The following is a 12245-nucleotide window of genomic DNA, read 5'->3' as shown; positions in this document are numbered from 1 at the left end:
CATACGACTTGTTATGGAGGTATTAGGCTTTGGAATTTTTTTATAGTCAGGAATCACTTACTATTATTCAATGGATTTTACGGGCTGTTTTTGCTTATATCATACTGCTTATTGCTGTAAAGCTTTTGGGTCAGCGGTCTATTTCTCAGTTGAGGCTTTTGGATTTTATTATTGCTATTATTTTAGGTAATATCCTTGCCCATCCTCTTTCTGACGAAGGATTAGGTATGACTGGCTCCATTACTACTACATTTTCATTAGTGGTTTTATATATTTTATCTTTACTGATTAAGTTAAGATTTAAGGTGGTTGAAAAGTTTTTTTCTCCTGCACCTATTCCTATTGTAAAGAATGGGGAGATTATATATCAAAATTTGGTTAAAGCTAAAATTCCTCTGGATTTTTTGCTATCAGAGCTTAGGCTTCAACAGATAGCTGACATTAAAAAAGTTGCTGCTGCCTTTTGGGAGCCTGGGGGTAAGATTTCTGTATTTATGGTCTCAAGCCATCAGCCGCTCACACCTAGTGATATGCAATTAGTTCCTCCTCCTTTTTCACTGCCAACAATAGTTATAAAAGAAGGGGATATTGATTTGGATGCTCTTAATAAAATCGATAGGACTAAAGACTGGCTTACGGATTTGCTTAAAAACACTTATAATGCAGAGGCTAAGGATATTTTAATGGCTACCGTAGATGATAGCTATAGTCTTCAGGTTTTCTATAAATAATCATTTCTACTCTACTTATTTCTCAATAAGATTTGCTAACTTGGAAAATGAGATGACAATGTTTGTCTCCAGTTTTTTGTTCTTGACCACTTTGCATTTATTGTAAGGTTCTTATCTTGATATAAAACAATTTTAGCCGTCCAGATATAAGTACTGGGCTACTTTTTAAATAGTAGATCTAGAAAATAAAGAAATTTTAGTGCCCATTTAAAACAGAACAGGGTCAGGCTTTTATAATTTTATTATTTTACTTTAAGCAGAGGGTAGGGTCAGACAAGAATACGTAAAAATAGTACACTAAAATTACGTGTTCTAGCCTGATACTCTCCTTTCCTAAAGAAGATTGGCATTTGGTTAAATTTACTGCATCTACAATCGTTCAGACAATGTTGATTTATAGATATTTCTAACATCAGTATATCTTAGTCGCTAATCCTCAAGTTTGCTACTTAATTGATGTCCTTTCTTTATTTTGATATACTCTAAATATCATTTATGGAAAGGATTTGAATACTTATGGGATTAATAGCAACTTTTATTTTTTTAATTTTGCTTAATAACCTTCTTAACAATAGAAGATTTACTAGATTAGAATGTACAATTGAAAAATTAGATTCTCGTATAAATGAGCTTACCGAGAAATTATCTAAATATGAATAATTTCTCCGCTAAGCTCTCAGTTAACTCTTATCTTCATAACCTTCGAAAAATCTTATAAATTTACCGTACCCAAAGTCTGCACTAGAATGGGGTCACTCTACTCCGTCCCCTTGTCTGTCTTCATCTTCCGACATCAATATTTCTAGCTTCTGCAATTATTTCATCAGGAAATCCCACATATTTCAGAAGTTTTATTGCATTTTTTGAATTTGATGCTCCTTTATATATCTTATAATCAAAAATAATATCTTTTTCTTGCATTTGCTCAGTGAAGTGATAATTATCATATAAGTTGTCTAAGATTTGTGTTAACTCAATGTCATGGGAAGCAACAATGGCAATGCAATTCTTTTTGCTTAAAAACCTTAATATAGAAGCGGAAGCCGCAATTCTTTCCTCAGTATTGGTTCCCCGTAGAATCTCATCGATTACGCATATAACCAATCTTTCTTCACTTAAGTTTTGAATAATTCGTTTTAAATACTTAATTTCTTTAATGTAATAACTTTCTCCGGCCATTAAATCATCACGTACAGCCATTGAAGTAATAACTCTTGCGTAGGGTAAAATCATCTGCTTAGCCATACATGTGTGTATACTTTGTGCAAGAATTACATTTATTGCAATCGCTTTTATATAAGTCGATTTACCTGATGCATTTGAACCGGTAATAATACAACTATTGTCTAAACTGACTGTGTTACAAACAGGCTCATCAATTAACGGGTGATATATTTGCTTAATTTGTAATTCATGTTCTTCGCTAAATATCGGCGTACAATATTGAGGAAGACTCTCTCGGAATGAAGATATAGTTATTGCCATATCAATCTCACCAAGCATTTTATATAACTCCATAAACTCATTTCGTCTATCCTTCACCGTGCGTATAATTTGGTCATATTTTACAAAGTCCCATAAAGTCGCACCAATTAGATAATCGTATATTAGACCTACGATATCTCCCGAGAACGCAGCTTCCTTTTTCCTTTGAATTATGCTAATCATATATGATACCTTTTTAAACGGAACAGCTACTTTCTTCAAGTCAGAAAATTCATTTTCATATGACAATCTACTAGTATCAGCAATTTTATTTCCAATATTTATAACCCCAATGATACTATTAAGCATATCAAGATTAACCTCATACTTAATCTTGCCTATGGCATAAATTATCATATTAATAAGAAATACGCCCACAGTAATAAAAAGGAGTTTTGAATCTTGTAAAACAATTGCCGGAAGAACTGATAATGCTAATAGTATCTGCATTGTCCAGTATCTCCATATACCTGAAATTCTATTTAAATCCAAATTGTCCATAAATATTGGTAAATAATAGGCGCTATCATCTTTTCCAAGACTACACAGCAAGAGCTGTATTTCTTCTCTTTCCTTATCATTAGATGTAAAAAATGAAACTTTCTTTTCAAATAAGTCTCTATATAAATTATTTTTAGGCAGACAATGGAGTTTAGAATACAATATTTGCTCACCCACAAAAGAATTGCAATTATTAATTCGGCAAAATACATTATCCATTTCCAAATCGTTCCATGTTACATCATCTATCTTTTCATCATTTGATATTGATTCTGTATATTTACTCCAATGATATCCAATTTTTTCACAGTTGTATTTCGCTATTATAGGCTTTTTGCCAAATTCTCCTCTTATCCTAGCACGTAGTTTTCTAATATTAGTTTTTTGTACAAATATGTTTACAAAATACACCAAAATAAGTATAATCACTATAGTTATTATTTGCATGTTTTGACCTCCTCATAATCTTGGAGGTGACAGGGTACGTATACTATCACCTTACTATCTAATCAATTTATAACCAACTATATTATATACCGTCGGGACGGTTCTTTCGATATATTATCTATCCACATTTTTTACATCACTAACTTAATTACGCAAATTTTGTAAAATCCCTTTGACTAGTTTTGTCGAATAGAAAAACTACTCTGGTTTAAGAGTAGTTCTTTATTTGAATCACACTCTACTGCGTTATGTGTGGTAAAACATTCCCAGTAATGCAAATCCATTAATTATTCTTTGATATTTTCTCGATTTTTTCTATATATCTGCTTTGGATCAACTTAATAACGTTACCTGGTAAATACGATATCTCATCCATCTGTCTAAATATCTTACTATTTAATTTCGCTTTATTATCTTCATTTAGTTCATAAACACGCCTTATGGAAACACTGAGAGGGTCAAGCTTTTATAATTTTACATTTTTACTAACTATTTCTACAATCTACTTGGCAAGGGTCAGTTCATTTAGTAGCCCTCTATCATTCTTAAAATTCGGTTTGGTATGTGATGCGGGTCACCTTGGTTATTTAAGGGGATAACTTTTAAAGGACTATCGGGAAATAGCTCCTTCATAGTTCAATTCTATAATTCTTCCATAATTCTCTCAGAAAGGTGATATAGTTTTTTATATGTATCTACTGTCTCATTAATTGAATCTTCAATATCATCAACTAAAACATCAACTATTGTATCGTCAATTTCTCCCTCAGAAGCATTTGTATAATCACCATAATCAACAATTCTTCTCCCTAGTTTTCACCCATATTTATAACCGCTCCATTAACTAAACTAATTGCTCTAATACATTTACAGCCTGTTTATAAAAATCAAAAGCATTCTTACGAGCCCAAGAACAAATTTCTAAACATAATGATATCATATAATACTTATGCTTGCTTTCAAAGTCCTCACTCAAACCTAAGCTATTACGATATCCAGAAATGAAAAGATTAATATCTTTGTTAAAGTAGTTTTTTAATACCATTTTTGTCAAATCACATTCTGCATCACTTGGATAGCTCAACTCAAAATCAATTATACCAACAATCTTTATATCATTTCCTGACCTCTCTATCAAAATATTTCTATCACTAAAATCATTATGACATAGAGTAAATGTATTTACAGATGATAAAGTGTCTTCAAAATCAACCATCTTTGAGTATCCTAATTTAAATAAATTATTTTCAGGAAAGTTTTGTGATAATAATACATGTCCTCTTCTTCTATTTTTTTCAATTTCAAAATCTGCAAAGGTCAACCAAGACCTTTTATTATTCATGTTTTCATCCCATTCACCAAACTGGTTTATCCTACTAGTTTTATGAAGGTTTGATAATACATGACCCATATCATAAATTATCTCTTTATATTGACTTGGAGTAATTTCATTAGATATTTCTGACAGTGTAATCCCTTCTAACTTACTCATTATTACCCAACATAAGCTATCTTCAAATATTCCATAATCAACTAACTGAGGAGTAATAACTTCTTTGTTCCTTAGAAATTTTAATGATGCTACTTCAGCTGCCCACCGTCTTTTATCACTATATACCTTTAATACTTGTTTTGTATTGGGTATTAAATAAACATTATTTCTTCCAAGTTCTTTATGCCCTATGTAGGTCATATCAATTTCATAATTAAAATAGTTGCCAATGAATTTACGGAATAAATCATTATTATCAATCATTAAATATCACCTCATTTTTTAAGCTTTTTTACTAAAGTATCGGCTAAGTAATCACACATAATCTATTTACTTTAGTATTTAACTATTAAGGGGGTTGTTCTTATTTAGATTAAAGTAAGCTTCAGAATCCGTACAATGAACTAAATATGCAAAACTCATTATAAAAAATCCGATGAAAACACTAAAAGTGTCAAGTGGTCGGGGTTATTGACATTTCCCTCTAATCTTTTACTAATTAAAATGTACACTTATTTTGTTTCGTTATATATTTCCATCATGATCTTGGCAAATTTACCTTCCTCAACTAAATGAGGTTCATGAGCAGATTCTTCAAACCAATAAAAATTCTTTTTAGGAGCTTTTATAGTATTATAATATTGCTCAACTAATTCTGAAGGTGTATTATAATCATGTCTTCCAGCTATAAAGTAAATAGGTACATCAAATTCTTGATACTTTTCTCTAAAATCTGCTTTTTCACGATTAATAAATAATGTATTAATAGAAAATATATTTCCTACTAACAATTTAATCCCATCTACTAAAGAATATTCTGGTGAAAATAATACTCCTTTAATCATTTCATTTTGTGTTATAACATCTAATTCAAAGCCTCCATATTTCTTTAACCACTTTCTTTGAATAAATGTATCTTTTCTACTATTTTTATATGGAGGTTGTCCTATTTGTTCCAATTCTTTGATGGCTTTTTCGTTATGTTCTTCAATAGCTTTATTATATACATACCTATACGATAGCTGTTCTCCTTCAACATCATCAATTACTTGCCCTATTCCTACGTAAGCAATAACTCTATTAGGTGACTTCTTTATTGCTTCTATTCCAAGTACAGTCCCCCATGAGTGTCCCACAATAAATATTTTATCTTTATTAAACCTATCACATAAATATTCTATTAATTCTTGTGTATCCTTTTCTAATTGTTCTTGTGTCATTTTCTCCCTATTCATATTAGGTGAATAGGATTTACCCGAACCTCTTTGATCCCAATTAACAACTACGAAATTCTTTTCTAGCTTACTTTGATATTTTCTTGCATAGCTTATAAATGAATACCCCGGTCCACCATGAAGAAATAGCATAATAGGTTTATTTTTATCTACTCCTCTAATCATTATTGTTTGATTTATGCCACCTAATTTAATAGTTGATAACTCTGTAATACTATTCTCAATCACTTTAAAATTATTATCTCTTATCTTAGGTGTATATGTTGGAAAGAGTATTATAACTACTATTAATATAAGTGCAATCATTTTTTTCTTATGTTTAAATACCTTGATATTATCACCTCGTTAAATGTGTTTAATCCAAAACCAAATACACAAGCATGATTGGAAATTAGGCTCTGTTTTAAACTAATGTTGATATATGAGCATAATAAGAATGGACAACTTGATTTGTCCACTCTTATTATTTAGTTCGTCTAATATGAATATGACGAAGTAGCACAATATCATATTATGATTATACTGAGAGTTATGCAAGAATGTGTTTCAGCTCATCGAACACTTTAGGACTTGATACGATTATATTGTTTCCATTAATACATTCAAGAACAGGGTAATTATCTTCTTTTTTATAGTAGCCTACCTCTGCTCCAGCTTCAATAGCAATTAATTTTGCAGCAGCAACATCCCAAGGAGATAACTTTCCCTCATAAAATCCTTGCATTCTTCCACATGCTACCCAACATATATCTAAAGTAGGTGAACCTAATCTTCTCAAATCTCTTATATGAGGTAGAACACGCCCTAATCGGCTTATTATTTCTTGAATATCATCTTCATCTTTCCTATGTGGAAAACCAGTTCCAATCACACAACTTTTTAATTCTGAAACGTCTTTAACACTAATCTTATTGCCATTGAGAAACGCCCCTGAATTTTCTGAAGCATAATACATTTCATCAAGGAATGGATTATAAACAACTCCATAGCGGACTTTGCAATCAACTGCATAAGCAATTGATACAGCAACTTGATAGTGGTCGTTTGCATATCCAACAGTACCATCAATAGGATCAATAATCCATGTAGGCTGCTGCAAAGATTGATTTTTATTCCCATTATCTTCTTCGGATAGAATTTCATGATCACAAAATATCTTATGAATCTCTGCTTTAATGATATCATTTGAGACTAAATCTGCGGTTGTAACAAGTTCATAGCCATCTTTTACAGATTCAGTATATTGTTTTGCTTTTCGTAGTTCCTTGATTTTCGTTCCAGCAAGTTTCGCTATTCTAATTGCTTCGCTCAATATTATGTCCATTCAAAATCTACCTCCTATGCATTATATAAATTACCTTTAATTCACTTTAAAATACAATTGCTCAATAGTTTATATTCTTATTATAGAAGGATCAAAAGGGTCAGGATAGAACACGTATTTACGACGTTTCCCAGCGTTACAGGTAGGACTCTAACCTTAGATAGCCTCCTATCTTACTGCCGACTCAGTTAGCTGGGGAATGTGTGAGGGCTTAATAGCGACTTGATTTTTTCACATACTGATTAGCGCTTTTCTACTACTTCTCCTTGCTTCTTATAAATGCTGTTCTGAGGGATGAACTTTCTTACCATAGACAGCGGATAAATATTAACGTTGCGGCCTACTACTGAACCTGGATTGAGTACAGTGTTGCTACCAACCTCAACGTTATCACCTAATATTGCACCAAATTTCCTAAGTTCTGTATCAATACGTTCGCTTTCGATCGTAACTGAAATAGGCGTCTTATCCGACTTTACGTTTGAAGTTATACAACCTGCACCCATATGTGCTTTGTATCCAAGTACAGAATCACCCACATAATTGAAGTGTGGAACCTGCACTTGATTAAAAAGTAGGACATTTTTAATCTCTGTTGAGTTTCCTATGATCGCTGACTCTCCAACTATAGCACTTCCACGGATAAAGGCGCAATGTCGTACTTCAGCATTATGCCCTATGATAGTGGGTCCTGTAATCGACGCTGTTGGAGCTACTATTGCAGTTTTTGATATCCATATATCATCAGCAACCTTTGTATATTCGCTCTCTGATAGAGTTGCTCCAAGCTCAATAATGTAATCTTGAATTCTAGGCAAAATCTCCCAAGCGTATGTCAGACCTTCAAAGATACTGGCAGCTATTGTCTCGTTCAAGTCTAGTAACTCTGTAACCATCAGTGTACTTACACCCATAAACTTCCTCCTAAAAAATAGGTTTATACATCTCAGATAACTAGAGAATAATGTCACTTAACTATGGTATTCAATACATATGTTAGTAATACTACACTGAAATAGGTGTCAAGGGGCCGGAGTTATTGACATTTCAAAGTCAATAGTTATATCCTTAACCTCTAGCTCAGGATAAGAGATGATAATTGTCCATTTACCCTCCTGTAATTCTTCTGGCTCTTCCATTATCCAATAAAACGAATTTCTTAAACCTATATAGTTATTATAATTATAGCAAGTCATCTTGCTTCCATTTATTTCTTTAGGATGGTATACTTTTATTTCTGCATTAATCTGTCTTCCCCAAGGCTGCCCTTCAATAAAATACTCTATTCCTATACTTTGCCCTAGAGATAGCTTTAAATTTTTTCCACTACACAATTTACTTATACTTAATATTGGCTTAAGTGGATTATTACCTACTATATAGCTTCCTTGCTCTAATATTTCTACATCAGTTATAATAAAATCTGATTTAACCATTGTTTTATACCTATTACTAAAATGAGATAATGTCTCATTATTTGTATAGTTCTCAAATGGCAATGGTATATTTCTGTATTTGCATAAGCTTATTATTTCTTGTTGTAACATTATATAGCACCCCACACTACTTATGGGGAAAGATTTTCTAACCACATTGAGTTGTTCAACTATATGCTTGACCATCTTAGTAGCATATTCTTTAGTACCAAGATATGCTATTCTAACAGATGCATGTAATAGCCATACAGCATAATTAGGATAGTTTGGTCCTAACGTGTTAATGGGAGCCCCTTTGATTTTAGCATTAATTATCTCTACTAATTTTTCTTCTAACTGCTGTATTTCTTCAACTGTCCCTGCTACATGTGCACATTCCCATAATCTTGCAAGGTTTAAATCCATATTAATACCCTTGGATACCTGAAATTTTACCAAAGAATATATCCTTTTATACCATAATCCCCTATCATCCTTTATTCTTATATACAGCATATAAATGGCCATTTCTAAAGCTTGATACAAGAGCTCTCTTATATGATCAACTTTTTCATTTTCTATCATATTTATTAGATATAAAATTACTGGCTCATAGAATTTCTCTATTTCAGATGTACAAGCAATAACTCCTATTAATTTCTTCACATATTTTAGTCTAACTAAACAATTGTCATTATTATATAAACTAATTGCTTCTTTAGCTAGTGCCAGATATGTTGTCTTGGTCATATATTCCTCGTCTTCAATAAAAACTAGATTTAACAACTCATATGAACAGCATGATAGCATCTCTACAGCTACATCTGGCCGATCAAACTCATGAGCTTTATGTATCAACTTGTACATAATAATAATAGCTTCATCAATTTCATTATTATTATAAAAGTAAAGTGCAAATTTTATAAACTCTTTAAAACATCTTTGCTGTATAATATCTATAAGTCTGTAGCCATCTTCATAACTTTGTTTATAAAATAGTATTCTACTAAAAGGTTCACCATCTATTGTAACATCTCTTGTTAAAGACCACAGCTTAGCTCCTAATAATGTAAAGGCTGATATTTTACCACTAATTTTTGTTTTTCCATATATAATTGTTACATTAGCCCCTTCTATTACTAACTCGTAATCAGGTAACTCTATAATATAATTGTCGTCCTTTTTTGCATTAAATAATTCAACTGGAGCATAATGGTCATAAAAATAAAATAATTCTTTTAAAATTAAATCTAGCGCTTGTTTTAGTTCATTATAATAATAAGATAACGGGCTTATTTCTCGTGTAATAACCTCTTCACGATCTATAAGGTCATAAATATTATTTTTATCAAAGTAATAATATCCCATAGACCTAAAAGTCTCAACATCAACATCTGCTATTTCTTTACCAAATGAAAAGACCTTATTGTTCAGCATTATTATCCCACTATTACTATCCATTTCTTTAACCGTTTGAGATCTATAGTTTTCAATTATTCTATTCTGATAGTAAAAATGATTCTTATCAACTAAATAGTCTCCATTTAAAAACTTAATTGTTAAAGGATCAGCATCCTTAATAATAATTGGCTGCTCTTTGTAACAATGATCTAAAAAAAATATATTGTCATTTAAAATAATTAAAACATTCTTTTTTTCTTTATCATAAATTCTGATTTCACATTGTTCTATTTTATTCTTAATATTATGCTTAAACCTACTATTCTCTACATATATATAATTTTTGTCATATGCAAAACATTCTTTAATAACCTTGAAACTTTCTCTATCATTAACTTTCATTCTTTTACTACAATAATATATATAAGATTTATCCTTTCCAAAATACTCATTTAAAGCTATAAAGCTATTAGCATCAGTTTTTATAGCCTTTAGTTTTGATTGCATAATGAAATATACCTGCTTATTGTCTTTTACGAACGTATCATTAAATATAGTAAATGTACTTATATCCAAGTTAGTTTTTTTACCTTTAAAAAACATACTTTTTTTGTCTATACCAAAATTATTATTTATAATCTTGAAACTATCACTATCTGCCATTTTAATTTTTGTATTACCGTAGTATACAGCATTATTTTTTATAGTATATGATTTTGATGGTTTATCATCAATAATCTTCTTTCTAGGTTTAGTATCTTTTACTAATCTACTTGTTATTAGCGAGTTTTTACTATCTATCTTAACTTCTTCTTTTATATCATCAGATACTATAATTTTATCTATATTGTTATGATTTGAAATCTTAATATGGTCCTTAATAGTATTTTTTTGATATATTCCATAAATTAAGACTTCAGCCACAATTTCTATTTGGATTTCATTTACATTATATGTTTTGTTATCAGCTACAAGCTTATAACTTAAAATTTTATAATTAGTATTTTCTTTCATATCTTTTAAAGACCTATTTGGTGAATATGAGTAGTTTCTATTCATTAGCTGTAAAGCTACATCTAAAAGCGGTTGTTTAGTTGCATCAATAGTAATAATATAACTATCTTCATCTACTACAACTTGAAAATTTTCCTTATAATTAATAAACCTATCTAAAATTGTTGTAGCAAATGTCATATATACTTCTTCTATAGCATAATCAACTCTATCATTATTTAATGTATACCACATATTCTTATCTAATCCTTTTTCATAACAACCATCATCAGTTATATAAATTTCTATTGGTATTTCGCTATAAGTGGAAGTATATTTCTGATACATTTTAATTGGATTAAAGATTAAATCTATTTCTGTATTACTCTCATTATTTGATTGTTCATTACTATCTGATATATAATGTTTTTTAGATATATGACAGCTTTTAATATTCTTAGCTTGTTCATATATTTTGTTTATAACATTCTGTTTATAACTAATACAGTTATTATCTATTTCATTTTTACTTTGGTTATTATTATTTTTTTCTATCATATTACACCTCATTTCATTGCGACTAATATACCATCGGGACGATTCTTTCGATATACTGATTTCAAATTCAACCTCAAAATCAGGCTTTAATAATTTGGGTTCAGTTATTTATAATATATACTTTATTTGAGATTGTCGTCCCATTAGGATTGATTGATCATTAAATCGGAACATAAAGAATAAGATATAATTATGGTAGTCATCATCTTTTTTTAATCATTAATACGACTACTAGTGAAACTACCATTGAAATTACTTACTTTTATTATCATAATATTATCTAATATATTATCACTAACTTTATCTACGTGTTTATATCTATATATCACGTCATTAACTACATTCTTATTTTTTTCCACTGATAAAATTTCAACTGATTTGTTTACAGGAGGCGTCAATATAATATATGATTCTCCACTCCCCAAAATAGAAATAATGCTATTGCTGTTTGGTTGTATTCTATCGTCTATTGTGTCTTTTATAGACTGTGGAACTTCTTTGTAAGATAATATCTCATAAGATACTTCTGGAAAATACTTGTCATTATCACCTCTAGTAGTAAATACAATTGCTAAAAGTCCTATTATAAAAACTAAAATTGTTAAATATTTTTTCTGCATAATATCCCCTCGATAAATTTATTATGTATGCTTAACTAAACAT

General features: G+C 30.2%; 8 protein-coding genes. 1 reads left to right on the top strand and 7 read right to left on the bottom strand.

Going from position 1 to position 12245, the window contains the following annotated elements:
* The first annotated feature begins 29 nt into the window (after positions 1 to 29).
* Complete coding sequence (locus R9X47_RS28870) at positions 30 to 731, top strand: DUF421 domain-containing protein (RefSeq protein ID WP_432664519.1); 702 nt, start codon at positions 30 to 32, stop codon at positions 729 to 731.
* A 780-nt stretch (positions 732 to 1511) separates the two neighbouring features.
* On the opposite strand, the gene R9X47_RS28865 is transcribed toward R9X47_RS28870, so the two are convergent.
* The 7 genes from R9X47_RS28865 to R9X47_RS28835 all read right to left on the bottom strand — a co-directional run bounded on the left by R9X47_RS28865 (position 1512) and on the right by R9X47_RS28835 (position 12202).
* Complete coding sequence (locus R9X47_RS28865; RefSeq protein WP_432664518.1) at positions 1512 to 3164, bottom strand: MutS-related protein; 1653 nt, start codon at positions 3162 to 3164, stop codon at positions 1512 to 1514.
* 844 nt (positions 3165 to 4008) lie between these two features.
* Positions 4009 to 4920: an aminoglycoside phosphotransferase family protein gene (locus R9X47_RS28860; protein WP_432664517.1), complete on the bottom strand. Its 912-nt coding sequence runs from the start codon at positions 4918 to 4920 to the stop codon at positions 4009 to 4011.
* Between the two features lie 248 nt (positions 4921 to 5168).
* Complete coding sequence (locus tag R9X47_RS28855) at positions 5169 to 6197, bottom strand: alpha/beta fold hydrolase (RefSeq protein WP_432664516.1); 1029 nt, start codon at positions 6195 to 6197, stop codon at positions 5169 to 5171.
* A gap of 223 nt (positions 6198 to 6420) precedes the next feature.
* Complete coding sequence (locus R9X47_RS28850) at positions 6421 to 7215, bottom strand: inositol monophosphatase family protein (protein ID WP_432664515.1); 795 nt, start codon at positions 7213 to 7215, stop codon at positions 6421 to 6423.
* Positions 7216 to 7457: 242 nt separating this feature from the next.
* Entirely contained in the window at positions 7458 to 8129 is a 672-nt protein-coding gene (locus tag R9X47_RS28845) for a UDP-N-acetylglucosamine pyrophosphorylase (RefSeq protein WP_432664514.1), read from the bottom strand.
* Positions 8130 to 8237: 108 nt separating this feature from the next.
* On the bottom strand, positions 8238 to 11582 hold the full coding sequence (locus R9X47_RS28840; RefSeq protein ID WP_432664513.1) for a DUF6612 family protein: 3345 nt from the start codon (positions 11580 to 11582) through the stop codon (positions 8238 to 8240).
* Positions 11583 to 11794: 212 nt separating this feature from the next.
* Positions 11795 to 12202 (bottom strand): hypothetical protein, encoded by a 408-nt coding sequence (locus tag R9X47_RS28835; RefSeq protein WP_432664512.1) that lies wholly within the window; start codon positions 12200 to 12202, stop codon positions 11795 to 11797.
* Between the last annotated feature and the right edge of the window lie 43 nt (positions 12203 to 12245).

Source organism: Wukongibacter baidiensis (assembly GCF_050888315.1).
GTDB lineage: Bacteria > Bacillota > Clostridia > Peptostreptococcales > Caminicellaceae > Wukongibacter > Wukongibacter baidiensis.
The sequence above is the reverse complement of the archived record's forward strand: the minus strand, read 5'-3'. Positions and strand labels throughout refer to the sequence as shown.